We start from the raw sequence: 24,549 nt of genomic DNA, 5'->3' as shown, positions 1-24,549 counted from the left end.
ACGCTCAGGCAGGAGGCTCTTCCTGCTCGATCACCGATACCTTGCCATCGCGCTCGACCACTGCATACTTGATCTGGTCAAGCCGCTGCAGACCACGCTGGCGGGCTGCGGACATCACATCCGGCCGCTGCACGCGCAGGCGCTTCATGCGGTTCTCATGCCAGCGGCCACGCTCGAAGACCACCACCGGCGTTCCATCGACGAGCCGGCCGAACGAGTCGTATCGACCCTTCAGGATCGAGACCAGGATATGCATAAGGCCGATCGTGCAGATCGCGCTGTAGCTGGCAACGAAAGAATGATCCTCGCCAATTACCGCGGTGATGGTGATACCGGCGAACAGGAACAACACGATCAGATCGAACGGCGCCAACTGGCTGACGGTCCGGCGGCCGATCAGGCGCACCGCGATCAGCAACGTCCAGTAGGCAATGGCGGCCCTGATCACGACGCTCATGAGGGTGTCCCCCGGGTGACGATCATGGCAGCACCCACTGGCGCCAACGCAGCTCGACGCCGTCGTCTTCGCGCGCCAGCAGTCCCACCGGCCCGACGGTGCCCGGTTTTGCCATCACCCGGACCAGCACGTCGGACGCGCCGGGCGGCACCGGGAAGGTGAGCACCATCCCGTCATGGGTCGCTACCGATCGCTGCGGCTGCGGCGCGATCTGTTGCAGACCGAACGGCTCCACGATGTTCGACCCAAGGAACAGCCGGACAGTATCTGCTCCGGACCGCGCGCCAAGATGGAAGGTGATCTGGGTGCCGGTGCCATAGCGCACCGCGGGCTCGTAATCGATGGCGAGCCGCGAGTCGGCCGGTAGCGCTTCGGGCGAGGAAAGCAGGGTGTGATGGTCGAGTGGACCGTTTCCGAGCAGTCCGGTAACCGCCGCCAACACGAACATCATCATCAATACGCGGCCGACAAGTTCGGCGCCGTGCCAGCGCTTCTCGAAATCGGCATTGAAGCCAACCTCAAGTTCGTTATTCACGGGATCGGCGCCGCGCATTTCATCCACCGGTAGCAAGCAGCGGTCGAACCCGCGTGCCGCAGCCCGGTTGCCCGGACTGCGGCGTTTTATCGCGGTCTGCTAGACGCGGCGGCGACGCTCCGCGTCGAGCTGCTCCGCGGTGTAGTGTGGCGAGGTCTCATCGAAGCGATCCCAACCGCCGGTGCGGAAGTCGGCGCGACGGGTGTCGAGATCGACTGCCCGGACCTGCCGACCGGCGAGGATCTCCTCGATGGTGACCGCCTGGCTATCATCGCCACGCACGCTGACCAGCGTGCCGCCGCGCCGCACGCCCTCTGCGTAGGCGTGGGCGTGCTCCTCAGGCACGCCGGCATGCACCAGCGAGCCGAGCAGGCCGCCGCCGGCAGCTCCGATGCCGGCACCGGTCACCGTCGCCACCAGCCAGCCGGCTGCGACCACCGGGCCTACGCCCGGGATCGCCAGCAGGCCGAGCCCGGTCAACAGGCCGACGCCGGTGCCGACCAGGGTGCCGGTAGTGGCGCCGGTCGCCGCACGGTTCGGCTCTCCATCGTGGGCGATCGCGTCGTGAGCGACCGTGCCGGCGGTCGTGCCCGTCGTGGCCGTGCGGCCGGTCGAGGCGTGGCGGTCATCGACATTGTTGCCCACGATGCTGATGTCGGAATGCGGCACGCCAGCCGCCTCCAGCGCCTGCACAGTCTGCTCGGCTTCTGCGTAGTCGTCGTAGAGATGCGTGAACGTGCGAATGGCCATGCAGGCCTCCTGATGCTGGGGTTGCGATGCGGGAAGGCGTCTGCGTTACGGCTGCTGCTGGCCGACGTTGCCCTTGTAATCCAGCCAGACGCGAACCTGCTGGCCGTCCTTCATGCCCTGGCCCCACCACACGCCGTTGGCGTCCTTGTGCAGGGAGGCCACCTTCTGGAAGCCGTGCGCCGTGATGCGCCGGCGGGCCTCGCCATGGCTGAACGAGTTGGCGCCATGCGCAGGCTGCGGCGCATCGGCGCTGGTCGTCGCGACCGCCTGGTTGTTGTCGCCGCTTGCCGCCGCGGTGCCGTTGTTCGTCGCGGCGCCGTTGTTCGTAGTGGTCTGGGCGGAGGCGGCGGTGGCGATCAGCGCGGCCGCCAGGGCGAGAGGAATGGATCTCATGGGCATATTCCTTGTGCAACCGGATTTCAGATTTTCTTCGGAGTACGAAGCGTATCCGGAGCCTCGGTCACCTCGACATCCTCGCGGCGCACGGTGTCGCGCACCGTCTCGACCCGCTCGGCTTCCTGGCGGCGCAGCGCGACCTCTTCATAGACATGCGCGGTCTTGCCGACGACTGCCTCTTCCGAACTCTCCGTCATCTCGATGGTCCGGTCGGTGAAGGCTGCCTCGGATACCGGACGGCCATCGGTGACCGGAACGCGCTCGATGCCGACGGTCTCGTCATGCAGCCTGACCTGCTGCTCAACCGGGATCTCGGTAACGTAGCGACGCACCCGCGTGGTGCCGCGGTTGACCAGCCGCTTGCCGACTTCGAGACGCTCCTCGGACAACTGCAACGAGGCGGCATCCTCGCCGCGGGTGGCGACCGGCGCAGCCGTGCTCCGGTAATCCTGTGCCGGTGCGTCCTGCGTCGCACCATAGGCGCCGGCGCGCTCGTCGAGATCGATCGGGTTGTGACGCTCGAGGATTCCGCCGACGGACTCGACGTGCTGCGCCGGGGTGCGAACCGTCAGCACGGTTGAGCCGCTCTCGACACTGCGGTCGAACACGGACGGATGATGGTCGGGCTCGCCACCGAGCAGACGCGACCAGAAGCCTTGCTCCTGTGCTGGCGCTACCGTGGAGGCCGAACGCGCCTCGGTGGTCGAGCCGGCATAGTGGCTGATCGCCTCGGCAGGAATGCCGGCCGCCAGAAGATCGCGCTTGGCGGCCTCCGCGTGCGCGGGCTCGTCGAATACGGCTACGATTGTCTCATCGGTCATTTGTGGGTGTCTCCTCGCAGATTGCAGATCACAGTCGGTCGCCAGGCTTCCTGTGTGCCGGCGTGAAAGCAAACTGGGAGGGAAAGTTCTAAAAGAAAACAGGCCGAATTCTGTCAGATTTGCTGCAACGCTCTAGTCTGGAAGTACCATGAAATACTATTCATGCACCAGGCGGCGCGTCGGCTGTTTCGAATTCTGCCGGTTCTGCACGGGCTTGCGCGAAGCCGGCAGCCCGGTCTCCCGTGCCCAGATCACCACGTCGCTGCGCCGGTGCACGTCGAGCGTGCGGTAGATCACGGCAAGGTGATTGCGCACCGTGTTCCGGCTGATGCCGAGCCTGCTGGCGATCGCGTCGTCCGGGTGGCCCGCTGCGACCAGGTCGAGCACTTCGCGCACCTTGGGCGTGAGAGCGGCAAGTTCGCGGGCGGCCTTCGGCGAAGTGCGCGTGCGGGTGATCGTCGTCAGCTTCTCGACGATGCGGTGTCCGAACCATGAGGTGTCGTGCATCACCGCCTCGACCGCCGCCAGCAACTCCACCTCGGTGCGCTTGCGCTCGGTGATATCGACCATCACCGTCAGCAGGCAGGGCTGGTCGTGGATGGTGACGGTCTCGGCGGAAAGCAGATAGTCCTTGTAGCCGCCATCGCGGGTTCTCAGCTCGACATCCAGGCCGCGGAAGCTGCCGGTATGGGTCACCAGCTTGCCCACCTCGGCACGCGCGTCGCCGCTGCCCCATAATTCGAGCTCGGCCTCGCCACGGCCGATCACCTCCTCGCGGCGCCAACCGGTGGCGGCGGTGAAGGCATCGTTCACATCCAGCAGGCGCAGCCCATCCAGCGCCATGATCGCCATCGGCCCCGGCGCCATCCGGAAGGCCAGAGAGAACCGGGCCTCGCTGTGGCGCAGCGTGTCCTCCGCGCGCTTGCGTGCGTGCAGGTCGGCGAAGCTGAACAGCATGCAGTCGGCGTGACCGACCTCGATCGGCTGCCCGGCGACGATGACGAACCGTTCGCTGCCGTCGGCCAGCTTCAGGCAGGCCTCCATCTGCGGAATGGTGGTGCCGGCATGCAGGTGGCGGATCGCGGTCTCGCGGTGGGTGGCGCCGTGCAGCACGTCGATCTCGTGGATCGAGCGTCCGATCACCGCGCCCCTGCTATGACCGGTCAGTTCCAGGAAGCCCTGGTTCACCTTGACGTAGCGCATGTCGGTCAGACGCACGATGATGGCCGGCGCCGGGTTGGCACCGAACGCACGCTCGAAGCGCTCCTCGGCATCATACTGCTCGGTGAGGTCCTCCAGGATCAGCACCAGGCAGTCGCGCCCTCCGGCCTGGTCCCTCAGCACCAGGCCGCGGGCGCGGTGGACCCAGTGCCGGCCGCCGCCATTGGCCTCGCCGGACGGGACCACCTCGACCACGAGCTCGTTGAACGCCTCGCCGGCGAGCAGCCGATGCATCGGATAGTCGCTCGCCGCCAGCCGCTGCCGGCTGCGGTAGCGCAGCGTGAAGGCGGCGCGGTAGCCGGCGACGGTGCCGCCGAGATCCTTGAGCGAGTGTGCGCCGTGCATGGCCAGTGCCGCCTCGTTGGCCCAGGCGATGGTGCGGTCGGGACCGAGCATGATCACGCCGTCGGTGAGGCCGACGATGATCTGCTGCAGCTGGGCGCGGTGCGTCTGTTCGGCGGGAATGGTTCCGGACATGCGGCTGCAACGCACGGGCTGCATCCGGTTCAGTTTCGAAACTCGCTGCGCAGCGCGCCGTACAGCGACCTGAAGCGCGACAGGGCAACGCCATAGGCGGCGTGGCGGGCGGGATCCGGGAGCGTGCGGTCCAGCACCGGCGGCTTGCCGCAGACCTGCTCGGTCGGCTCGCCGGTCACCGCGAGGCGCGCCAACCGGGCGGCGCCGAATGCCGGTCCGGTCTCGCTGCCGGCGTAGCGTACGATCGGCAGTCCGACGACGTCGGCGATGATCCGGGTCCAGAACAAGCTGCGTGCGCCGCCGCCGACGATCGCGGCCTCCTCGATGACGGTGCCGGCCCGGGCCAGGCAGGCGAGCGCGTCGGCGAGGCTGCAGGCGACACCTTCGAGCACGGCCTGCACGATCTCGGCGCGCGACGAGGCGGGGGTGAGGCCGAACAGCACGCCGCGGGCATACGGGTCGTTATGCGGACAGCGCTCGCCGGTCAGGTAGGGCAGGAACAGCAGCCGGCCCGGACCCGCCGGTCTGGCCTCGGCCTCGGCGAGCAGCGCGGCCGGATCGGCCTCGCCGAACAGGCGTGTCGCCCAGGCCAGGGCGCTGGCGCCGTTCAGCACCGCGCCGGCCTGGAACCAGCGATCGGGCAGGGCGTGCGCGAAGCTCTGCACGCCGGCCTCGACCGCCGGACGGTAGCGATCGGTGGTGACGAACAGCTGCGCCGAGGTGCCGAGGGAGATATAGGCGTCGCCGTCCGCGATCGCCCCGATGCCGATCGCGCCGGTCGCGCTGTCGCCGCCGCCGCCGGCAACGACGACGCGCGCCGTCGAGATGCCCCACGCGGCGGCAATCTCCGGGGCAAGCAGCGACGCGGCCTGGCTGCCCTCGACGATCTCCGGCAGCACGGCGCGGTCCACGTTGCACACCTCGATGATCGGTGCAGACCAGTCGCGGCGGGACACGTCGAGCAGGGCCGTCCCGCCGGCGTCGCAGCCGTCCGTCTGGTAGCGGCCGGTCATGCGCCAGCGGAGATAGTCCTTCGGCAACATCATGTGCCGGGTGCGGCCGAGGATCTCCGGCTGGTGATGCGCGAGCCAGAGCAGCTTGGCAGGCCAGAAGCTGGTCGAGTGCGCCACCCCCGCGAGGTCCGCCAGGTCCGGATGATCCGATGCGAGCTGCGCGGCCTCGTCGGCGGCGCGGCTGTCGTTCCACAGGATCGCGGGGCGCAGGACGGCGCCCTCCGCATCCAGCAGCACCAGCCCATGCATCTGCCCGGACAGGCCGACGCCCTGCACCTGCGCCATGGCATCGGGCGCCGCCCGCCGCAGCCGGGCGACAACCTCGCCCACCGCCGCCCACCAGTCCTGCGGCGACTGCTCCGACCAGTCCGGTCGCGGCCTCGAGGTCGCCAGCGGCACCGAAGCCGTCGCCACGACCGCCTGGTCCATGTCGGCGAGCAACGCCTTGACCGCGGACGTTCCGAGGTCGATGCCGAGGAACACCGCGCCGGCGGTGGTCACGCGCGATGTCAGCCGAGCACTGTCGGCCGCCGCCGGGCCGCCTCCTGCGCGGCCTTCAGGTGCGCCTCGGTGAACAGCTTGGCGTGGCGCGCCAGATCGCGCCCGTCATCCCAGAGGTTGCGCCATATGCCGAGGATGCCCTCCAGCGGCTGGCCGACGACCGCCGAGGAGAACGATTCGAAGGTGATCGGACCCGCATATCCGGACGCCACCAGGGCACGGAATACCCTGCCGAACTCGATCGAGCCCGACCCCAGATAGCCGCGGTTGGAATCGCCGGTGTGGAAATAGCCGAGGTACTCGCCGGTCTGCACGATCGCGGCGGCAACGTCGGCTTCTTCGATATTCATGTGGTAGCAGTCGAGATGCACCCTGACGTTCGGTTCGCCGACGCGCTTGCAGAACTCGACGCCCTGCGCTGCGGTGTTGAGGATGTTGGTCTCGTAGCGGTTCACCACCTCCATGCCGAGGATGATGTTGCTCGCCGCCGCCTGCTTCGCCACCCGGCGGATCACCTCGATGGAATTCTCGATCCCCTTCTGGGTCGGCGGCACCGCATACTTCTGGAACGCCGAATACAGGATGCCGCACAGATGCGTGGCGCCGAGATCGCGCGCCACCGAGATGGTCTCGGCAAGCTGGCGCTCGCCCCGCTTGATGCGATCGGGATCCTCGCTCGAGATATCCATGGAGCCGTCCAGGCCGAACGACATGGTGATGCCGATGCCGCTGCGCTCGAGCTCGCGCCGGGTTTCGGCGACGTCGACGGTGGTGAAGTCCATCACCGACGCCTCGATCAGGTCGTAGCCGAGTTCCGCGGTCTGGCCGATGGCATAGGCGGCGTCCTGGCGATTCCAGCCTGCGGTCCAGACGAAGGCGTGAACGCCCAGCTTGTTCGTGACCGGATTGTCCATGGGATCGCGTCCTCTCCTGTGGCGGTTGGAGGCGTCCGGCCCCGGACCCGCGTTTTTTATGTCGGCGATATCAGCGGCGCGGCGTCGTCGCGGTCAAGGGGTGCACCACAAACTCCGCTTGACAGCACTGGTTTGTCAGACAAATAGTTGCGCTGCCGGACGCGCCGCGGAGACGGGGCTCGAGCAGGGGAACAAGGAAACGTCATGAAGCTCAACAGGATTGCGGCAGTCACGGCGCTCGGCATCATGGCCGCCGCCGGCACCGCGCAGGCCGCCGAAATGGTGGTCGGCTTTGCGCAGGTCGGTTCGGAGTCCGGCTGGCGCGCCGCCGAGACCAAGACCGCCAAGCTCCGAGCCCACCAGGACAAGGTGAACCTGCGCATCTCCGACGCGCAGCAGAAGCAGGAGAACGAGATCAAGGCGATCCGCTCCTTCGTGGCCCAGGGCGTCGACGGCATCCTGCTCGCCCCGGTGGTCGCCACCGGCTGGGACTCGGTGCTGCGCGAGGCGCGCGACGCCAAGGTGCCGGTGTTCCTGCTCGACCGGCAGATCGATACCAGCGATCCGACGCTCTACACCGCCGCGGTGACCTCCGACACCGTCCTCGAGGGCCACATGATCGGTGATCACCTGGCCAAGCTGACCAACAACAAGTGCCGCATCGTCGAGCTGCAGGGCACCGTCGGCTCCAGCCCGGCGATCAACCGCAAGAAGGGCTTCGAGGAAGCCATCGCGGCGCATCCCGACATGAAGATCGTGCGCAGCCAGTCCGGCGACTTCACCCGCTCCGGCGGCAAGACGGTGATGGAGAGCTTCATCAAGGCAGAGGATGGCGGCAAGAACATCTGCGCGGTGTTTGCCCATAACGACGACATGGGCATCGGCGCGATCCAGGCGATCAAGGAAGCCGGGCTGAAGCCGGGCAAGGACATCCTGGTGGTGTCGATCGACGGCGTGCCTGACATGTTCAAGGCGATGGCCAACGGCGAGGCCAACGGCACCGTGGAACTGTCTCCCGACATGGCCGGCCCGGCGCTGAAGGCGCTGATCGCGCTGAAGAGCAACGGCACCGAGCCGCAGAAGTGGATCAAGACGCCGTCCACCCTGTACACGCCGGCGACCGCTGCCGCCGAGTACAAGCGTCGCGCGCCTCTCTACTGAGGACAGGCCGCCAGGGAAGCGGGGGCTATGCAGGTTCCTGAACGCAAGCCCCTGCTCTCCATCGAGGGCCTGACCAAGACCTACCCCGGCGTGCGGGCGCTCGACGCGGTCGACCTGCATCTGTACGCCGGCGAGGTGCATGCCCTGCTCGGCGAGAACGGCGCCGGCAAGTCCACCCTGATCAAGGTGCTGACCGGCCTTACCGGACGAGACTCCGGACGTTTCGTGCTCGACGGCCAGGAGATCTCGCCCGCCAACGTCATCCAGGCGACGGCGCTCGGGATCGGCACCGTCTACCAGGAGGTCAACCTGCTCGGGAACATGTCGGTCGCCGACAACCTGTTCCTGGGTCGTCAGCCGATGCGGCTGGGTTTCGTGGACAAGCGGCGGATGCGCCAACAGGCCGCCCAGATCGTGGCCAAGTACGGGCTGAAGATCGACGTCGCGGCGCCGCTGGGCCAGCTCTCGGTCGCGGTGCAGCAGATCATCGCCATTGCCCGCGCTGTCGACCTGTCCGCCCGCGTATTGATCCTGGACGAGCCCACCGCCAGCCTGGACACCCAGGAAGTGGCGCTGCTGTTCGACGTCATGCGCCAGTTGCGCGAGCGCGGCATGGCCATCGTGTTCGTCACCCACTTCCTCGACCAGGTCTACGCCATCTCCGACCGCATCACCGTGCTGCGCAACGGCCGCCGCGTCGCCGAGCGCCTCACGCGCGAGTTGCCGCGCATCGACCTGGTGCAGATGATGCTCGGCCACGAGCTGTCCGAGACCGCCCTGCACCGCCATAAACCCGAGAACGAAGCCGGCGAGACGCTGGTGCGGTTCGAGAAGTACGGCAAGCGCCGCTACATGGCGCCATTCGATCTTTCGGTGCGACGCGGTGAGATCGTCGGCGTGGCCGGGTTGCTCGGTTCCGGCCGTACCGAGACCGCCAAGCTGGTGTTCGGCATCGAGCGCGCCGAGACCGGCAGCGGCCGCGGGCTGGTTTCCATCGACGGCAAGCCGACGCACATCCGCTCGCCGCGCGAGGCGATCCGTCGCGGCTTCGGCTACTGCCCGGAGGAGCGCAAGACCGAGGGCATCGTCGGTTCGCTGTCGGTGCGCGAGAACATCATCCTCGCCTTGCAGGCGCGTCGCGGCTGGCTGCGCCGGATGCCCCGCCGCCAGACCGACGAGATCGCCGCGCGCTACATCCGGATGCTCGACATACGCACGCCGGACGCCGAGCGCGCCATCCAGTTCCTGTCCGGCGGCAACCAGCAGAAGGCGCTGCTGGCGCGCTGGCTGGTGACCGAGCCGCGCTTCCTGATCCTCGACGAGCCGACGCGCGGCATCGACGTCGGGGCGCACGCCGAGATCATCCGGCTGATCGAACGGCTGTGCGCGGACGGGCTGTCGCTGCTGGTGATTTCGTCCGAGCTCGACGAGATCACCGCCTATGCCGACCGGGTCGTCATCCTGCGCGACCGCGCGCACGTGGCCGAGCTGTCGGGCAGCGACGTCACCACCAGCAAGATCATGACCACGATCGCCGCCTGACATGAGCGCCACCTCCGCCAGGCTGACCCGCCTGACCAACATTCCCGGCAGCGCGCAGCTTGCCGCACTCGCCGCCGTGCTCCTCGGCAACTGGCTGGTGTTCCCCGGCTTCTTCAACATCCGGATGGTCGACGGGCGGCTGTTCGGCAGCGTCATCGACGTGCTCAACCGCGGGGCACCCGTGGTGCTGCTGTCGCTCGGCATGACGCTGGTGATCGCCACCGGCGGCATCGATCTTTCGGTCGGCGCGGTGATGGCGATCTCCGGCGCGGTGGCGGCCACGCTAATCAACGCCGGCACCCCGCTGGTGCTGGTGGTAGCCGCCGCCCTCGGCGCCGGGCTGCTGTGCGGCCTGTGGAACGGCATCCTGGTGGCGCTGCTGCGCATCCAGCCGATCGTCGCCACCCTGATCCTGATGGTCGCCGGACGCGGCATCGCGCAGCTCATCACCGCCGGCGAGATCGTCACCTTCGACGATCGCGGCCTGATCGCCCTCGGCACCGGCGCGCTGCTCGCCATCCCGGTCCCGATCCTGATCGCCGCCGGCACCTTTGCATTGACCACGCTGCTGGTGCGCGGCACCGCGCTCGGCCTGTTCATCGAGGCGGTCGGCGCCAACGAGCGCGCCAGCGCCTATGCCGGCGTCTCGGCGCGTGTCGTCAAGATCGCGGCCTATGTCTGGAGCGGCCTGTGCGCCGCGATCGCCGGTATCATCGCCGCCGCCGACATCCAGGGTGCGGACGCCAACAATGCCGGACTGTGGCTGGAGCTCGACGCCATTCTCGCCGTGGTGGTGGGCGGGACCTCGCTGCTGGGCGGCCGCTTCAGCCTGCCGCTGGCGGTGGCGGGTGCGATCATCATCCAGGCGATGAACACCGGCATCCTGCTGTCCGGCCTGAAGCCGGAATTCAACCTGATCGTGAAGGCGGTGGTGGTGATGGCGGTGCTGCTGCTGCAATCGGTGCGGAGGCGCGACTGATGCGCGGCAGCCTGGTTCCCCTGCTGATCACCGTCGGCGTGTTCCTTGCCGGCACGCTGGCCTGCTCGCTCGAGTTCCCGCATTTCGCCTCGACCCTGGTGCTGGGCGACACCCTGACCGACAACGCCTTCCTCGGCGTCGTCGCCGTCGGCATGACCTTCGTGATCATCTCGGGCGGCATCGATCTCTCGGTGGGTTCGGTGATCGCCTTCACATGCGTCTTCCTGGCTCTCGCGATCCAGCGCCACCACGTCTCGCCCTGGCTCGCCTTCCCGGCGATCCTGGCGATCACCGCCGGCTACGGCGCCGGCATGGGTGCGCTGATCCACTATTTCCGCATCCCGCCCTTCATCACCACGCTGGCCGGCATGTTCCTGGCGCGGGGCCTGTGCTTCGTGCTGACCACGGACTCGATCCCGATCAGCCACCCGCTGTACCAGCACCTCTACCTGTATGCGATCGACCTGCCGGGACGCGGCAAGCTGAGCGTGATCGCGATGATCATGCTGGCGGTCGTGGCGGTCGGCATGGTGATCGCGCACCGCACCCGCTTCGGCGCCAACGTCTATGCAATGGGCGGCAACCGGGTCTCGGCCGAGATGATGGGGGTGCCGGTCGCACGCACCACCATCATGATCTACATGCTGTCGTCCGGCCTCGCCGGCCTCGCCGGCATCGTGTTCTCGTTCTACACGTCGGCAGGTTCATCATTGGCGGCGACCGGTGTCGAGCTCGACACCATTGCCGCCGTGGTGATCGGCGGCACCCTGCTCAGCGGCGGCCAGGGCTACGTCATCGGCACCTTCGTCGGCGTGCTGATCCAGGGCCTGATCCAGACCTACATCACCTTCGACGGCACGCTGAGCAGCTGGTGGACCAAGATCGCCGTCGGCATCCTGCTGTTCGGCTTCATCGCCCTGCAGCGCGGCCTGGCCATCCTGTCGGCACGCGGCACCAGGGCGGTTGCGGCCTGAGCCTCAGGCGGCCCGCACCGAGGTGAGGAAGCTCGCCACTTCCGAGGACAGCGTCTCCGCCTGACGCGACAGTCCGCCGGCGGCATCGAGCACCTGTCCGGCCGAGGCGCCGGTCTCGTTGGCGGCGCGGCTGACGCCGGCGATGTTGTCGGTGACGGTGCGGGTGCTGACCGCGGTCTCCTGCACGTTGCGCGCGATCTCGCCGGTGGCCGCACCCTGCTGCTCGACGGCGGCGGCGATCGAGGTGGTGATGGCGCCGACTTCCTCGATCAGGATCGCGATCTCCTTGATCGCCTCGACCGCCCCGTGGGTCGCCTGCTGGACCTGGGCGATCTGGCCGCCGATGTCGCCGGTGGCCTTCGCGGTCTGCTGCGCCAGGTTCTTGACCTCGGAGGCCACCACCGCGAAGCCCTTGCCGGCGTCGCCGGCGCGCGCCGCCTCGATGGTCGCGTTCAGGGCAAGCAGGTTGGTCTGGCTGGCGATGTTGTTGATGAGGTCGACCACCTGTCCGATGCGCGCGGCCGCTTCCGCCAGCGCCCGCACGGTCGTGTCGGTCTGCCGGATGCTGTGCACGACCTTTGCGGTCAGGGAGGCCGACGCCGAGACCTGGCGGTTGATCTCGCTGATCGAGGAGGCGAGTTCCTCCGACGCCGCCGCCACGGTCTGCACGCCGGCATCCGAACTCTGCGCCGCGCGGGACACCGCGGTTGCCTGCCGGTCGGTCTGCTCCGCATTGCCGCTCATCGAGCGCGCGGTCGCTTCCATCTCCGTCGAGGCTGCCGCCAGGGCCGACACGGTGCCGCCGATCTGGCGTTCGAAATCGCCGACCAGCTGCTCGACCCGTGCGGTACGCTGCGCCACCGCCTGACGCTCGCGATCCTGCTCCGAGGCCGCCGCATCGGCGCTGATCATGTTGTCCTTGAACACCTGCACGGCGGCAGCCATGCCGCCGATCTCGTCCCCGCGCCCGAGGCTCGGAACTTCTATGCTGCCGTCGCGGTCGGCAAGCCGTCGCATGGCGGCGGTCATGGCCGAGATGGGACGGCTGATGTGGCGGATCAGGATGAAGGCAACCAACAGGCTCAGCAGCAGGACTGCGATGACGCCGCCGATCGAGAGCATGCGGGTGTCTTCGTACAGTCCGCGTCCGAGCTGCCCGGCCGAATGCATCATCCTGTCATTGTATTCGATGTCTGATTTCGCGAGACCCAGCGGCGTCTCGAACGCAACCGGCGGCGCAACTGCTGTCCCTGTCTGAGCCAGCGAGGCCTCCGCAGCCGCACGGTAGATCGGCCACGCCCTATCAAACTCAGCGTAGGCAGCCCGCTCCTCGCCGGCATCTATGAACGGCTCCATGCTGTGCCGGCTGGCCTCGACCGCCGCCATCGCCTCCCTCGCCCCGGCGGCATCGGCGGTGCGTTCGGCGGACCCCGCCGGGTCCCTGGCACTCCTGAGTTCGTAACGCCTGGAGTCCTCGAGCCCGATAACAAGGCGCGCGGGCCACTTCATGCTCGGCACCAGGTTGTCCTGCAGCGCCACGTTGCCTGCGTTGATCGAACTCATCCTGTCGAGCTCGAACAAGCCCAGGGCAAGCGACAAAACCGTCAGGGTCAAGAAGCCCGCCGTGAGCTTCGCACCCAGCCCGAATACGAAGCGTTGCCCGTGCACCGATCCGGTGCGCACGATGGAAGCCTGCATGATGATCCCCGGGTGTCTATTCAACACCGGAGTGATGCACCAGATTAGTTACCAAGTCGTTTCGAACAATATGCCGGGCATCACTCGTCCCGGCGGATCTTGCCCAGCAGGGCATCGACATCCGCCTCGGTCGTATCGAAGGCGCACACCAGCCGCACCACGATCCCGCCATCCCCGGGCAATCTCGCCCAGCGATAGAAGCCGTAGCCTGCCGCCTCGAGGCGCACGACCAGCGGCTCGGGCAACGCTGCGAATACCTCGTTGGCTTCGGTCGGCTGCACGACCGCGACACCGGGTAGGGCAGCCAGGCCCTGCGACAACCGGAGGGCCGCCGCATTGGCACGGGCGCCATTCTGCAGCCACAGGCCGCCTTCCAGGTAGCCGGTAAGCTGTGCGCTCAGGAACCGCTGCTTGGACCAGAGATGGCCGCCACGCTTGCGCCGCTGGGCGAATTCCCGCGCCAGGTCGCGGTTGAAGAACACCACCGCTTCCGCCGCCATGGCGCCGTTCTTGGTTGCTCCGAGCGACAGGACGTCCACCCCGGCCTGCCAAGTCACCGCAGCCGGCGTGGCGCCCAGGAAGTCGATCGCGTTGGCGAAACGTGCGCCATCCATGTGCACATGCAGCCTGTTCTCGCGGGCGACCGCCGACAGCGCCGCGATCCGGGAGACGGGATAGCAGGTGCCCCACTCGGTCGCCTGGGTGAGGCTGATCGCCTCGACCGGGCTCTGGTGCACGCCGCTGATCCGCCGGCGCGCCAGGGTGGCCTGCAGCACCTCCGGGTCCATGCGCCCGTCCGGGCTCGGCAAGGTCAGCAGCTTGGCGCCACCGGTGAAGAATTCCGGCGCACCCGCCTCGTCGTTCATGATGTGGGCCACCTCGTCGCAGACGATTGCGCCGAACGGCCGCACCAGCGCCGACAGGGCAAGCGCGTTGGCGGCGGTCCCGGTGGCCACCGGGAACACCGTCGTCTCGGTCTGGAAGATCTCGTCGATCAGCGTCCCGACACGGGCCGTCCACGGGTCGCCGCCATAGGAGGCAACCGCCCCCCGGTTGGCTTCGAGCATGGCTTGCACGACCTGCGGGTGGGCAGGCCCGACATTGTCGCTGCCGAAGTTCTTCCGTATCACAGTCATCTCGTTCCTCCGCTGCCCGACCTCGCCTCCGCCTCAGGAGCGACTTCCGAACAGGCCTATCTCATGAGCACCATCGACACCCGCCTGATCGACGGCAAGCAGCATGCCGCCGCGTTGACCGCCAGGGTCAGCGCCGAGGTCGCGCAGCTGGATCGCGAGCAGGGGCAAGTGCCGGGCCTCGCCGTCGTGCTCGTCGGGACCGATGCCGCGAGCGAGGTTTATGTCCGCAACAAGACCCGGCAGACAAGCTCGGTCGGCATGCGCTCGTTCGCGCACACCCTGCCCGCCGACACCTCCGAGGCCGAGCTGCTGGCCCTGGTCGCGCGACTGAATGCCGATCCCGACGTGCACGGCATCCTGGTGCAGCTGCCGCTGCCGCCATCGATAGACAGCACCCTGGTGCTGGACGCGATCGATCCGGCCAAGGACGTGGACGGGCTCGGCCAGGTCAATGTCGGGCGGGTAACCCTCGGGCATCCAGCCCTGGTGCCGTGCACGCCGCTCGGCTGCCTACTGCTTCTCGAAGCCGAACTCGGTAGCCTGAGCGGTCTGCATGCCGTCGTGGTCGGACGATCGAACCTGGTTGGCCGGCCGATGAGCCAGCTGCTGCTCAACGCCGATTGCACGGTGACGACCGCGCATATCCATACGGTGGACACCGCTGCCCATGCCCGGCGAGCCGATATCCTGGTGGTCGCGACTGGCCGGCCAGGGCTGGTGCGTGGCGACTGGATCAAGCCCGGCGCCACCGTCATCGATGTCGGCATAACCCGCATCCCGACCGGCAGCGGCAAGACAAAGCTGGTCGGTGATGTCGTCTTCGAAGAGGCCCTTGGCGTCGCCGGCCGCATCACGCCGGTGCCCGGCGGGGTCGGGCCGATGACCATCGCCTGCCTGCTCAGCAACACGTTGCATGCAGCCAGGCGGCAATGGGCAGGCCGCAACACCGGCCGGGCCGCCTGAGCGGCGATCCCGGCCGGAAGACGGTCAGGCAGCTTCGCGGTTGACTTCGGCGGTCGCCAGCTTGCTGAGCTTCTCGTCGGTGGCCTTCTCCTCGGCCAGCGTCTGCTCCAGCACGCTGCCGCAATCGGCCCGGCCAAGCTGGCGCAGCAGGGCGATCATGGTGCCATAGCGTGCGATCTCGTAGTGCTCGACGGCCTGCGCCGAGGCCAGCATCGCCGCCTGCAGCACGTCCGGATCGGCAATATCCGACATCACGTGCTTCGCCTCGGTAAGGATGCCGTCGATGGCCTCGCAGGTCACGCCCTTGACCTCTACGTCGAGCATCCGGAACACCTGCTCGAGACGCCCGATCTGGCCTTCGGTCTCGTGCAGGTGGCTTTCGAAGGCCGCACGAAGGTGTGGATTGGTGGTACGGCCGATCATCGTCGGCAGCGCCTTCGTGATCTGGTTCTCGGCGTAGTAGATGTCCTGCAGCAGATGCACGAGCAGGTCTTCGAGTGTCTTGATCGGCTTGGTAAACAGGCCCATCGGAACCTCCATTGAGAGTTCCGGGGAACGAACCCCGCCTGAGCCGGTTCGCACACCTTATCGTGTTGCCGCCGGATACATGGTCAAGGCCAGCGGCGAGACCGGCTGCACGCGCACCTCGTAGCCCTGGGCGACCGGCCGCACGGTGTAGGTGCGGGCGACCAGCACGTTCGGTGGCTGTGCGTCGCCGGTCCGATGCAGCGGATTGCGCTGCAGCATCCAGGCGGAACACTGCGCCAGCGGCCGTCCAGGCACGTCCTGCTGGGCGACCTGCCCGCGCAGGCCGAGCGAGCCGATATCGTGCGAGGCCGCGGTGCGGTTCACGAACCTGATCACGTCGGGCTGCGAGCAGGCCGGCGGGGCACAGCCGGCCAGGGTCGCGGCCAGCAGGGCCAGGGCGGCCACTCCGGCCGCGCCGGGCAGCCGACCGGAAGTCGTCGAGGGATCAGGCATCTGGCGTTCCGTACGGGCGTGGTGGTCGGGCCGTTGCTAGCAGATCGGCCAGGGGTGTAGCAGGGCTCATCGTAACCTGCCGGCTCCGCAAGGCCGACCGCGGGCGGCGCTACGCCGTTGCCGCGGCACAGATTGGACGAGGAAAGTTGTTGTTGGACAGCATGGCCGGGCACAGCAAGATCTGGATCGACGTCGAGGATCTGTTCCAGTACGCGGCCGCCAACCCGCGTCCGAGCGGCATCCAGCGCATCGAGTTCGAGCTGTGCCGGGCGCTCGCGACCCTGCCGGAGTCGCGCGAGCGGGTGCGCTTCGTACGGCACACCGCGACCCAGCAATCGTTCGTCGCCATCCCGTATGCGCAGCTCGAGCAGCTGCACGACAAGCTGACCGGCACCCGGCCGGATACGTCCAGGTCGGCCTCCTCGAAGTTGCGGATCGTGGATGCTCGCCAGCAGCCGGGGCAGAAGCTTGCCGACAGCAAGCTGCGGCGGATCGCCTACCGGCTGCCGGAGGGCCTGCGCAATCCGCTGGTCGCGTTGTTCAAGGCCGAGCGCGAGGCCGGGCGGGCGCTGGTCCATCTGGGCAGCGCGGTGGCCTGGGCCGGCGGCACCCGTGCCACGCGCCTGGCACGCCGGTTGCGCCAGCCACGATCGCCGGGCCCGGGCGGGAGGGGCGGGCCGGCGTCCGGCGTGGCGGCCGGGACCGCCCCGTTCGGCCCGGGCATGCCGGTCGGCGGGGCAGCTGGTCTCGAGCCGGCCGCGTTCGAGACCGCCACCGCTCCCGGCGATATCCTGCTGGTGCTCGGATCGCCCTGGTTCCATCCCTACTACGCCGAGATCGTGGACAAGGCTCAGCGTACCCGGGGTCTGCGGTTCGCCTTGCTGGTGTACGACATCATCCCGGTGCGCCGACCGGAATGGTGCGACCACAACCTGGTGCTGCGGTTCAAGGAGTGGACCGGCGCGGTGTTCCCACTGGTCGACGTGATGCTGACCATTTCCAAAGCCAGCGCCGGCGACCTGGAGATCGAGGCGAAGCGGGCCGGCTACCGGCTGCGCCGGACGCCGTCGCCGATCCCGATCGGCACCGGTTTCAGCGATGCCGCGCCACAGCCTGCTCATCCCTCCCGGCCGGGCGCCGCCTCCCCCGAGCCCGCCCGCCGGCGGCTGCCGCAGGCCGGCAGCTATGCCCTGATCGTCTCGACCATCGAGGCGCGCAAGAACCACATGCTGCTGTTCCGGGTCTGGCGCCGGCTGGTCGAGGACCTGCCGCCGGACCGGGTTCCCACACTGGTGTTTGCAGGGCGGGTCGGCTGGCTGGTCAGCGACCTGATGCAACAGATCCACAACGCGGACTATCTCGACGGCAAGCTGGTGCTGGTCGAGGACCCCAGCGACGAGGAACTGCGCCAGCTCTATGCCGGCTGCCGCTTCACCCTGTTCCCGTCCTTCTACGAGGGCTGGGGCCTGCCGGTCACCGAGAGCCTGTCGTTCGGCCGCCCCTGCATCATCTCCAACGCGACCTCGCTGCCCGAGGCCGGCGGCGACCTCGCGCGCTACTTCGACCCGGAGAACACCCACGAGGCCTACGACGTGATCCGCCACGCCATCGAGAACCCGGAGGAGACCGAAGCCTGGGCGGAGCGGGTACGCCGGGAGTTCAGGCCGGTAACGTGGGAAGAGTCCGCACGTGGCGTGTTGCAGGCGCTTGCCGAGGGCCAGGGCGGTGCCGAACCAATCGCCGCCGCTGCCGCAGCGTCAGCCGGGCGGGACTGAGGCCTCGTGGCTGGCGTAGCGCAGGCGGTCGGTTCGGCCGGGCCGCATGAACAGCATCCGGGCCGAGTTCAGCACCTGCCGGCGGTAGGCGAGGTTCAGTTCGATGGTGTGCGAGTGGTAGTAGCCGACTGCCAGCAGCAGGTTGCCATGCGCCTCGTCGAGGTAGGTGCGCATGATCGCACCACTCGCGGCGATGTTGTAGCAGGGCCGGTAGCGCAGGCGCAGGAAGACCTCGGTCGGCGGCGTGCCGGTGTAGCGCGAAAGCGGTCCGAGCCAGCGCGTATTGATCTGCATCACACCGACATCTAGGGTCCCGTCGCTGTTGTGGTGCAGCACACCCGGCTGGCCGCCCTCGACCGCCTGGATAGAGGGCAGCACGCGCGGCGGCAGGTGATAGAGCGAGGCGACCAGCGCCATGCAGGCAACGTACGGTACCACCACATCCCCCGGGAGGCTGCCAGCCGGCGCCTGCTGCAGACGTTTCCAAGCAGCCTCTACCCGAGCATGATCGCGATGTCTAAGCGTCGTCCCGTCGACCGGCGGCAGGATGCTGGGTTCACCCTGATCGAGCTGCTGGTGGTGATCGCCATCCTGGGCCTGCTGATCAGCCTGGTGGCGCCGGCGGTGCTGCGGCAACTCGGCGGTGCGAAGGTGTCGATCGCAAAGCAGTCGATCGAGCGCATCGGCTCCATCCTCGACACCTACAAGCTCGATGTCGGCAACTATCCGACCACCGAGGACGGCATGCAGGCGCTGGTGACCAAGCCGTCCGATGCCGAGAACTGGAACGGGCCGTACGTGAAGGGCAACAGCGTGCCGCTCGATCCGTGGAACCACCCCTACGTGTATCGCGCACCGTCCGACCGGCCCGACCACGACTATGATTTGTGCTCGCCGGGACCGAACAACAACGCCAGCTCCGATACCGCGATCTGCAACAAGTAGCGTCCTCAGGTCGCTGTCAGCAGCCAGACCGCGAAGCAGGCTGCCGCAAGACCGGGGCCGAATGGTAGCCTGCGTTGCGGTGGAGGCATCCGCCGCCGCCAGGCTGCTTCGCCGAGCACCCAGAGCAAAGTGAGGAAGGCGCCGCCTCCCATCACCAGCGGCAGCATGGCCAGCCCGACCCAGGCCCCTGCCGCCGCCAGCAGCTTGGCGTCGCCCTGTCCCAGCCCCTCGATCCCGCGCAGGCGCCGGTAGAGCAGGGCGATCGCCCGGAAGCCGAGCCAGCCGAGGCAGGCCGCCAGCGCGTTCGAGGCGAGCCGGTCCGGCGTGCCGAGCGCACACACCCCCAGCCCGGCCAGCAGCAGCGGCAGGGTGAGGATGTCGGGCAGCCGCTGGTGCTGCAGGTCGATCAGCGCCAGCGTCAGGCAGGTCCAGCCGAGCCCGCATCCGGCCCACAGGGTCAGGCCGTCGCCTCCTGCTGCCGGCACCATCACCACCGCGACCGCCAGCGCAGCCAGCTCGATGGCGGGATGGAACCAGCCGATCGGCGCGCCGCATCCCACGCAGCGTCCGCGCTGCCAGGCGTAGCTCACCAGTGGCAGCAGCTCGGCCGCGCCCAGGACCCGGCCACAATGCTCGCACCCGGAGCGGGCCAGCGCGACCGGCCGCCCCGACGGCAGGCGGCGGACCAGGACGCCGAGGAAGCTGCCGATCGCGGGCGACACCAGCAGGGCCAGGAAGCTCTCGCTCAGCAGCGCCAGTATCCTGGGCATTCGTTCATATCTGAAGGCTTGCACTTGACTGCCGCCCCGGCAATCGTCCGCCGCATGAGCGCCATCCTCGAGGTTCCCGCCACCGGCCACTCGGTTCCCGCCGCACCGGGGCTCCCGGCACAGGGCAGCCCGGTCGAACGCCTGGCGCAACTGCTGCTGGAGCAGGGCCAGTGCGACGCGCGCACGCTGGATCGCGGCCGGCGCGTCGCCGAGGAGAGCGGCACCCGGCTCGACACCGTCCTGCTGCAGCTCGGCCTGGTCACCGAACGCGGCCTTGCGGATGCCTACTGCGCCCTGCTCGGCCTGCCGCGCGCGCTGCCGGAGCGCTACCCGGCCGAGCCGCTGCTGCCGGACCGCCTGGCGCCGCGCTTCCTGCGCGAGGTGCGGGCGCTGCCGGTGGCGCTCGAGGAGGGTGCGCTGGTGATGGCCTGCGTCGACCCGCTCGACGAGTTCGTGCCGGCTTCGGTCGCCGCCGCCACCGGACTGCGCGTGCGCCGCGAGGTGGCGGTGCCGATCGAGCTCGAGGCGGCGTTCGACCGGCTCTACCCGTCCGAGACCAACAGTGGCCCCGACCAGCAGGACGACACCCCGCTGGAGGAGGACGCCGAACGCCTGAAGGACCTCGCCAGCGAGGCGCCGGTGATCCGGCTGGTCAACCAGATCATCCAGCGCGCGGTCGAGACGCAGGCCTCCGACATCCATATCGAGCCATTCGAGGACCGCCTGCGGGTGCGCTACCGGCATGACGGCGTGCTGGTCGAGATGGACAGCCCGCCGGCGCGGCTGATCCCGGCGATCATCTCGCGCGTCAAGATCATGGCCCGCCTCGACATCGCCGAGCGCCGGCTGCCGCAGGACGGCCGCATCAAGCTGGCGGTGCGCGGCCAGGAGATCGATTTCCGCGTCTCCACCATCCCGTCGCTGTATGGCGAGACGGTGGTGCTGCGCGTGCTCGACCGCTCGGCGGTGGTGTTCGACTACGGCAAGCTGGGCCTCGCGCCTGCCGTGGTGGCGCGCTGGACCGAGCGGCTGGAACTGCCGAACGGCATCGTGCTGGTCACCGGCCCGACCGGCTCGGGCAAGACCACCACGCTCTACACCGGGCTGCTCGGCCTGAACTCGGTGACGCGCAAGGTGGTCACCGTCGAGGACCCGATCGAGTACCAGCTGCGCGGCATCAACCAGATCCAGACCAAGCCGCAGATCGGCCTGACCTTCGCGTCCCTATTGCGCTCGATCCTGCGCCAGGACCCGGACGTGATCATGGTCGGCGAAATCCGCGACCTGGAGACCGCGCAGATCGCGGTGCAGGCGGCGCTCACCGGGCACCTGGTGCTGTCCACCCTGCACACCAACTCGGCGGCCGCCGCGATCACCCGGCTGCGCGACATGGGCGTCGAGGACTACCTGCTGACCGCGGTGCTGCGCGGCGTGCTGGCGCAGCGGCTGGTGCGCCGGCTGTGCACCGAGTGCCGGGAGCCGTACGAGGCGCCCCCCGCGCTGATCGAGCGCTTCGGGCTGGAGGCGCGCACCGCGCAGCGGCCGATCACCCTGTTCCATGCCCGTGGCTGCGCGCATTGCCGCCAGACCGGCTATCGCGGCCGGCAGGCGATCTCCGAGTTCCTGATCCCCGATGCCAGCATCGAGCGGCTGATCTTCCAGCGCACCGATCATTCCGCCATCGAGCGCGCGGCGGTGGAAGGTGGCATGGTCACCATGTTCGATGCCGGCATCGACGCCGCGCTGGCCGGCCAGACCACCGTCGAGGAGGTCGCCCGCTCCATCCGGGCAGAGAACTAGAAACACAGGAGCCAGGGTGCCGCAGCGATGCCGAGCTACCGCTTCACCGCGATAAATCCCGCCGGCGGGCTGGTGCGTGGTGTCACCGAGGCCGGCAGCGAGGCGGAGGCGGTCGATTTCATCCGCCGCCAGGGCAACATCCCGATGCGCACCGACGCCGCGTCCGCGGGTCTTGGCTCCGGCACGTTCGAGGCGCTCCGGCGGTTCGAGTTCTCCCGCAGCACCCTGCGCCGCTCCGAGGTCGCCCATTTCACCCGCGAGCTCGCGGTGATGCTCGGCGCCGGCCAGGACCTCGACCGCGCGCTGCGCTTCCTCGACGAGACCGCGCCCAGTGCCCGCGTCCGCACCGTGGTGCGCTCGCTGCGCGACCAGGTGCGCGACGGCGCCACCCTGCACGAGGCGCTCGGGCGTCATCCGGGCAGCTTCCCGCGCCTGCATATCGGCCTGGTGCGCGCCGCCGAGGCGGGCGGCAATCTCGCCGCCACGCTGGAGCGCATCGCCACCCTGATGGAACGCGAGCGGGCGCTGGCGGCGACGCTCACCTCGGCGATGATCTATCCGGCGATGCTGACGCTCGCGGCGGTCGGTGCCATCGTGCTGCTGCTGACCGAGGTGCTGCCGCAATTCACCCCGCTGTTCGAGCAGAACGGCGCCCGGCTGCCGGCCTCGACGCAGTTCCTGGTCGATGCGGGGGCCATCATCAGCAGCTACGGCCTGCTGATCCTGGTCGTGCTGGCGGGGCTCGGCGTGCTCGGCTGGCGGCTGCTGCGCGACGGGCCGGCCCGCACCCGCTTCGACGCGCTGGTGCTGCGCACTCCGGTGCTGGGCGGGGTGCTGTCCGAGGTGCTGGCGTCCCGCTTCACCCGCACCCTCGGCACCCTGCTGCTCAACGGCGTGCCGCTGATCGCCGCCATGGGGATCGTCCGCGACGTGATCGGCAACCGCGCCGGACTCGCCGCCATCGACCGTGGCACCGAGGGCGCCAAGAGCGGCGCCGGGCTGGCACGCACGCTCGGCGAGGCGGCGATCTTCCCGCCGCGCATGATCCACCTGCTGCGCCTCGGAGAGGAGACCGCCCAGCTCGGCCCAATGGCCCTGCGTGCGGCGGAGATCCACGAGGAGAGCACCCGCATCCGCGTGCAGCGGCTGGTGGCGCTGCTGGTGCCGGTGATCACCATCGTGATGGGCGCCGCGGTCGCCGGCATCGTGTCGTCGCTGCTGCTGGCGATGCTGAGCCTGAACGATCTTGCCCAGTAGGATGCAGGCCCCGGAGCGCGAGGCCGGCTTCACCCTGATCGAGATGATCGTGGTGCTGGCGGTGCTGGGGCTGGTGCTCACCATCGTGCTGCAGCGCGGACCGGTCCGTTCGGCGAGCCTGGACCTGCGCGCCGCCTCGCGCAGCCTGGTGGACGCACTCCGCGAGGCGCGTGGCCGTGCGATCGCCACCGACCGGCCGGTGAACGTCACCGCCCGGCAGGCGCGCGAGGCGATGGCGCGCATGCAGGGGCGCGTCACGCTGGAGCTGCACAGTCCGCCGGGCGAGCACGAAGGCGACGGCACGCTGCGCTTCGATCCGGATGGCGGCGCCAGCGCCGCGCTGATCCGGCTGAGCGAGGGCGATGCGGGGGTTGATATCGGTATCGACTGGTTCAGCGGCCAGATCCGCCAGGGTGCCATACACCGCACCGATGGCGGCTGAGCGGATGCCTCCAAACCAGGCGGGGGAGGCCGGCTTCACCCTGCTCGAGGTGCTGGTCGCGTTCGTGATCGCGGCGCTGGCGCTCGGCGTGCTGTTCCAGGGCAGCATCGAGGGACTTGCCTCGGTGCGCCTCGCCGACCGCACCACCGAGGCGGTGTCGGTGGCGCGGTCCCACCTCGCCGCGGTCGGGCACGGCATCCCGCTGCAGACGGCGACCCAGCAGGGCGAGGACGGCAACGGCTTCCGCTGGTCGCTGTCGATCCGGCCGCTGACCTCGGCGGTGCTGGCCGAGGCGGGCACCGACCCGCTGCATCCACAACGCGAGACGCTCTACGAGATCCACGTTACCGAGAGCTGGGATGGCCCGCAGGGGCCGCGCGGCACCACCCTCTCGACCAGGCGCGCCTCGCTCGGGGTGGGTTCGTGAAGCGGCACATGGCGTCCGCCGATGGCGAGGCCGGCTTCACCCTGCTCGAGATCATCGTGGCGCTGGTCGTGCTCGGCGTGCTGTTCGCCACCCTGTCGCAGGGGGTGCGCTTCGGTTTCGCAAGCTGGGGGCGCCAGGACCAGGCGCTGCGCACCGGCGAGGGACTGTCCGCCGTCGACCGCACGCTGCGCCGGCTGGTCGAGCAGATGGACCCCGGCTCCGAACGCGACGGCGCCACCCTGGCCGGCCGCGCCCATGCGATGGCGTTCATGGCGCCGCTGCCATCCGGTGCGGGCACCGGCGCCGTGGCTCCCGCGGCGGACATGCGGCTGCGTGTCCAGGATGGCCGGCTGCTGCTGTCCTGGCTGCCGCACCGTCATGCGGTACGGGTGGGGCCGGTTCCGGCGCCGCAGACCACGATGCTGATGGACGGGATCGCCGGCATCGATCTCGGCTACTGGTCCGACGCCAGCCGCCAATGGAGCACGACCTGGACCGGCAACACGCTGCCCGACCTGGTGCGGATCCGCCTGTTGTTCGGCGAGCATGACCCGCGGCACTGGCCGGACATTGTCGAGGCGCCCGCACGAGCGCAAGTTCCAGGCTGAGAGATA

General features: G+C 69.0%; 26 protein-coding genes. 12 read left to right on the top strand and 14 right to left on the bottom strand.

Features of this window, described 5'->3' with window-relative positions:
* Nucleotides 1-4 precede the first annotated feature (4 nt).
* From FE263_RS14480 to FE263_RS14445, 8 genes are all read right to left on the bottom strand, one after another.
* On the bottom strand, nt 5-418 hold the full coding sequence (locus FE263_RS14480) for a DUF421 domain-containing protein (RefSeq protein WP_171034119.1): 414 nt from the start codon (nt 416-418) through the stop codon (nt 5-7).
* Nucleotides 419-479: 61 nt separating this feature from the next.
* Nucleotides 480-1,010 (bottom strand): hypothetical protein, encoded by a 531-nt coding sequence (locus tag FE263_RS14475; protein WP_138326745.1) that lies wholly within the window; start codon nt 1,008-1,010, stop codon nt 480-482.
* Between the two features lie 81 nt (nt 1,011-1,091).
* Complete coding sequence (locus FE263_RS14470; protein WP_205880393.1) at nt 1,092-1,742, bottom strand: general stress protein; 651 nt, start codon at nt 1,740-1,742, stop codon at nt 1,092-1,094.
* Between the two features lie 45 nt (nt 1,743-1,787).
* On the bottom strand, nt 1,788-2,135 hold the full coding sequence (locus FE263_RS14465) for a PepSY domain-containing protein (protein WP_138326744.1): 348 nt from the start codon (nt 2,133-2,135) through the stop codon (nt 1,788-1,790).
* 26 nt (nt 2,136-2,161) lie between these two features.
* Complete coding sequence (locus FE263_RS14460) at nt 2,162-2,959, bottom strand: YsnF/AvaK domain-containing protein (RefSeq protein WP_138326743.1); 798 nt, start codon at nt 2,957-2,959, stop codon at nt 2,162-2,164.
* Nucleotides 2,960-3,115: 156 nt separating this feature from the next.
* The gene (locus tag FE263_RS14455; protein WP_138326742.1) at nt 3,116-4,657 is read right to left on the bottom strand and encodes a helix-turn-helix transcriptional regulator; all 1,542 of its coding nucleotides are present in this window, start codon (nt 4,655-4,657) and stop codon (nt 3,116-3,118) included.
* 29 nt (nt 4,658-4,686) lie between these two features.
* On the bottom strand, nt 4,687-6,171 hold the full coding sequence (xylB, locus tag FE263_RS14450) for a xylulokinase (protein WP_240759629.1): 1,485 nt from the start codon (nt 6,169-6,171) through the stop codon (nt 4,687-4,689).
* Between the two features lie 8 nt (nt 6,172-6,179).
* Nucleotides 6,180-7,085, bottom strand: a complete 906-nt coding sequence (locus FE263_RS14445; RefSeq protein WP_138326741.1) for a sugar phosphate isomerase/epimerase family protein — start codon at nt 7,083-7,085, stop codon at nt 6,180-6,182.
* A 204-nt stretch (nt 7,086-7,289) separates the two neighbouring features.
* Here FE263_RS14445 and ytfQ point away from each other — a divergent pair, with 204 nt between their 5' ends.
* Genes ytfQ through yjfF form a run of 4 tightly spaced genes read left to right on the top strand, consistent with a single transcriptional unit; the run spans nt 7,290 to nt 11,741 of the window.
* Nucleotides 7,290-8,246 (top strand): galactofuranose ABC transporter, galactofuranose-binding protein YtfQ, encoded by a 957-nt coding sequence (gene ytfQ / locus FE263_RS14440; protein WP_138326740.1) that lies wholly within the window; start codon nt 7,290-7,292, stop codon nt 8,244-8,246.
* A 27-nt stretch (nt 8,247-8,273) separates the two neighbouring features.
* Entirely contained in the window at nt 8,274-9,788 is a 1,515-nt protein-coding gene (locus FE263_RS14435) for a sugar ABC transporter ATP-binding protein (protein ID WP_138326739.1), read from the top strand.
* A gap of 1 nt (nt 9,789) precedes the next feature.
* Nucleotides 9,790-10,767 (top strand): ABC transporter permease, encoded by a 978-nt coding sequence (locus tag FE263_RS14430; protein ID WP_138326738.1) that lies wholly within the window; start codon nt 9,790-9,792, stop codon nt 10,765-10,767.
* On the top strand, nt 10,767-11,741 hold the full coding sequence (yjfF, locus tag FE263_RS14425; RefSeq protein ID WP_138326737.1) for a galactofuranose ABC transporter, permease protein YjfF: 975 nt from the start codon (nt 10,767-10,769) through the stop codon (nt 11,739-11,741). Before FE263_RS14430 ends, yjfF begins: the two co-directional genes overlap by 1 nt.
* Nucleotides 11,742-11,744: 3 nt before the next feature.
* Here yjfF and FE263_RS14420 read toward each other — a convergent pair whose 3' ends face one another.
* Nucleotides 11,745-13,439 carry a methyl-accepting chemotaxis protein gene (locus FE263_RS14420; protein ID WP_138326736.1) on the bottom strand — a complete coding sequence of 565 codons (1,695 nt, stop codon included), beginning with the start codon at nt 13,437-13,439 and terminating at the stop codon, nt 11,745-11,747.
* Between the two features lie 80 nt (nt 13,440-13,519).
* Entirely contained in the window at nt 13,520-14,575 is a 1,056-nt protein-coding gene (locus FE263_RS14415) for a threonine aldolase family protein (RefSeq protein ID WP_138326735.1), read from the bottom strand.
* A 63-nt stretch (nt 14,576-14,638) separates the two neighbouring features.
* On the opposite strand from FE263_RS14415, the gene folD reads away from it, so the two are divergent.
* Nucleotides 14,639-15,538 carry a bifunctional methylenetetrahydrofolate dehydrogenase/methenyltetrahydrofolate cyclohydrolase FolD gene (folD, locus tag FE263_RS14410; RefSeq protein WP_138326734.1) on the top strand — a complete coding sequence of 300 codons (900 nt, stop codon included), beginning with the start codon at nt 14,639-14,641 and terminating at the stop codon, nt 15,536-15,538.
* Nucleotides 15,539-15,562: 24 nt separating this feature from the next.
* On the opposite strand, the gene FE263_RS14405 is transcribed toward folD, so the two are convergent.
* Both FE263_RS14405 and FE263_RS14400 read right to left on the bottom strand, forming a co-directional pair.
* On the bottom strand, nt 15,563-16,066 hold the full coding sequence (locus FE263_RS14405) for a YciE/YciF ferroxidase family protein (RefSeq protein ID WP_138326733.1): 504 nt from the start codon (nt 16,064-16,066) through the stop codon (nt 15,563-15,565).
* A gap of 57 nt (nt 16,067-16,123) precedes the next feature.
* Nucleotides 16,124-16,519, bottom strand: a complete 396-nt coding sequence (locus tag FE263_RS14400; RefSeq protein WP_138326732.1) for a hypothetical protein — start codon at nt 16,517-16,519, stop codon at nt 16,124-16,126.
* Between the two features lie 161 nt (nt 16,520-16,680).
* On the opposite strand from FE263_RS14400, the gene FE263_RS14395 reads away from it, so the two are divergent.
* Nucleotides 16,681-18,294, top strand: coding sequence for a glycosyltransferase family 4 protein (locus FE263_RS14395; RefSeq protein ID WP_240759734.1), 1,614 nt, complete (start codon nt 16,681-16,683; stop codon nt 18,292-18,294).
* On the opposite strand, the gene FE263_RS14390 is transcribed toward FE263_RS14395, so the two are convergent.
* Complete coding sequence (locus tag FE263_RS14390) at nt 18,277-18,732, bottom strand: lytic transglycosylase domain-containing protein (protein ID WP_338086730.1); 456 nt, start codon at nt 18,730-18,732, stop codon at nt 18,277-18,279. The genes FE263_RS14395 and FE263_RS14390 overlap by 18 nt on opposite strands.
* 75 nt (nt 18,733-18,807) lie before the next feature.
* Between FE263_RS14390 and gspG the strand changes: the two genes are divergently transcribed.
* Nucleotides 18,808-19,239: a type II secretion system major pseudopilin GspG gene (gene gspG / locus FE263_RS14385; RefSeq protein WP_138326729.1), complete on the top strand. Its 432-nt coding sequence runs from the start codon at nt 18,808-18,810 to the stop codon at nt 19,237-19,239.
* A gap of 5 nt (nt 19,240-19,244) precedes the next feature.
* Here the strand turns inward: gspG and FE263_RS14380 are convergent, their stop codons facing one another.
* Nucleotides 19,245-20,009: a prepilin peptidase gene (locus FE263_RS14380; RefSeq protein WP_138326728.1), complete on the bottom strand. Its 765-nt coding sequence runs from the start codon at nt 20,007-20,009 to the stop codon at nt 19,245-19,247.
* 54 nt (nt 20,010-20,063) lie between these two features.
* Here FE263_RS14380 and FE263_RS14375 point away from each other — a divergent pair, with 54 nt between their 5' ends.
* The 5 genes from FE263_RS14375 to FE263_RS14355 are packed head-to-tail and all read left to right on the top strand — an operon-like array spanning nt 20,064 to nt 24,543.
* Entirely contained in the window at nt 20,064-21,809 is a 1,746-nt protein-coding gene (locus FE263_RS14375; protein WP_138326727.1) for a GspE/PulE family protein, read from the top strand.
* A 27-nt stretch (nt 21,810-21,836) separates the two neighbouring features.
* Nucleotides 21,837-23,066 (top strand): type II secretion system F family protein, encoded by a 1,230-nt coding sequence (locus tag FE263_RS14370; RefSeq protein WP_138326726.1) that lies wholly within the window; start codon nt 21,837-21,839, stop codon nt 23,064-23,066.
* A gap of 1 nt (nt 23,067) precedes the next feature.
* The gene (locus FE263_RS14365; protein ID WP_138326725.1) at nt 23,068-23,508 is read left to right on the top strand and encodes a prepilin-type N-terminal cleavage/methylation domain-containing protein; all 441 of its coding nucleotides are present in this window, start codon (nt 23,068-23,070) and stop codon (nt 23,506-23,508) included.
* 4 nt (nt 23,509-23,512) lie between these two features.
* A complete protein-coding gene (locus FE263_RS22405) occupies nt 23,513-23,935 on the top strand; it encodes a type IV pilus modification PilV family protein (protein ID WP_205880392.1) in 423 nt (140 codons plus the stop codon).
* Nucleotides 23,936-23,943: 8 nt separating this feature from the next.
* Nucleotides 23,944-24,543: a PulJ/GspJ family protein gene (locus FE263_RS14355; RefSeq protein WP_138326724.1), complete on the top strand. Its 600-nt coding sequence runs from the start codon at nt 23,944-23,946 to the stop codon at nt 24,541-24,543.
* Nucleotides 24,544-24,549 lie beyond the last annotated feature (6 nt).

The sequence above is a fragment of the Lichenicoccus roseus genome (genome assembly GCF_005844085.1).
Lineage (GTDB): Bacteria > Pseudomonadota > Alphaproteobacteria > Acetobacterales > Acetobacteraceae > Lichenicoccus > Lichenicoccus roseus.
This window is presented reverse-complemented; position numbering and strand designations above follow the sequence as displayed.

Coding starts and splice junctions, on each gene's coding strand:
- FE263_RS14365 (WP_138326725.1), top strand. CDS start 23,068: ATGCAGGCCCCGGAGCGCGAGGCCGGCTTCACCCTGATCGAGATGATC.
- FE263_RS22405 (WP_205880392.1), top strand. CDS start 23,513: ATGCCTCCAAACCAGGCGGGGGAGGCCGGCTTCACCCTGCTCGAGGTG.
- FE263_RS14380 (WP_138326728.1), bottom strand. CDS start 20,009: ATGCCCAGGATACTGGCGCTGCTGAGCGAGAGCTTCCTGGCCCTGCTG.
- FE263_RS14435 (WP_138326739.1), top strand. CDS start 8,274: ATGCAGGTTCCTGAACGCAAGCCCCTGCTCTCCATCGAGGGCCTGACC.
- gspG (WP_138326729.1), top strand. CDS start 18,808: ATGTCTAAGCGTCGTCCCGTCGACCGGCGGCAGGATGCTGGGTTCACC.
- FE263_RS14415 (WP_138326735.1), bottom strand. CDS start 14,575: ATGACTGTGATACGGAAGAACTTCGGCAGCGACAATGTCGGGCCTGCC.
- FE263_RS14395 (WP_240759734.1), top strand. CDS start 16,681: ATGGCCGGGCACAGCAAGATCTGGATCGACGTCGAGGATCTGTTCCAG.
- folD (WP_138326734.1), top strand. CDS start 14,639: ATGAGCACCATCGACACCCGCCTGATCGACGGCAAGCAGCATGCCGCC.
- ytfQ (WP_138326740.1), top strand. CDS start 7,290: ATGAAGCTCAACAGGATTGCGGCAGTCACGGCGCTCGGCATCATGGCC.
- yjfF (WP_138326737.1), top strand. CDS start 10,767: ATGCGCGGCAGCCTGGTTCCCCTGCTGATCACCGTCGGCGTGTTCCTT.
- FE263_RS14355 (WP_138326724.1), top strand. CDS start 23,944: ATGGCGTCCGCCGATGGCGAGGCCGGCTTCACCCTGCTCGAGATCATC.
- FE263_RS14420 (WP_138326736.1), bottom strand. CDS start 13,439: ATGCAGGCTTCCATCGTGCGCACCGGATCGGTGCACGGGCAACGCTTC.
- FE263_RS14430 (WP_138326738.1), top strand. CDS start 9,790: ATGAGCGCCACCTCCGCCAGGCTGACCCGCCTGACCAACATTCCCGGC.
- FE263_RS14475 (WP_138326745.1), bottom strand. CDS start 1,010: ATGCGCGGCGCCGATCCCGTGAATAACGAACTTGAGGTTGGCTTCAAT.
- FE263_RS14460 (WP_138326743.1), bottom strand. CDS start 2,959: ATGACCGATGAGACAATCGTAGCCGTATTCGACGAGCCCGCGCACGCG.
- FE263_RS14455 (WP_138326742.1), bottom strand. CDS start 4,657: ATGTCCGGAACCATTCCCGCCGAACAGACGCACCGCGCCCAGCTGCAG.
- FE263_RS14470 (WP_205880393.1), bottom strand. CDS start 1,742: ATGGCCATTCGCACGTTCACGCATCTCTACGACGACTACGCAGAAGCC.
- FE263_RS14465 (WP_138326744.1), bottom strand. CDS start 2,135: ATGAGATCCATTCCTCTCGCCCTGGCGGCCGCGCTGATCGCCACCGCC.
- FE263_RS14375 (WP_138326727.1), top strand. CDS start 20,064: ATGAGCGCCATCCTCGAGGTTCCCGCCACCGGCCACTCGGTTCCCGCC.
- FE263_RS14400 (WP_138326732.1), bottom strand. CDS start 16,519: ATGCCTGATCCCTCGACGACTTCCGGTCGGCTGCCCGGCGCGGCCGGA.
- FE263_RS14405 (WP_138326733.1), bottom strand. CDS start 16,066: ATGGGCCTGTTTACCAAGCCGATCAAGACACTCGAAGACCTGCTCGTG.
- FE263_RS14370 (WP_138326726.1), top strand. CDS start 21,837: ATGCCGAGCTACCGCTTCACCGCGATAAATCCCGCCGGCGGGCTGGTG.
- FE263_RS14445 (WP_138326741.1), bottom strand. CDS start 7,085: ATGGACAATCCGGTCACGAACAAGCTGGGCGTTCACGCCTTCGTCTGG.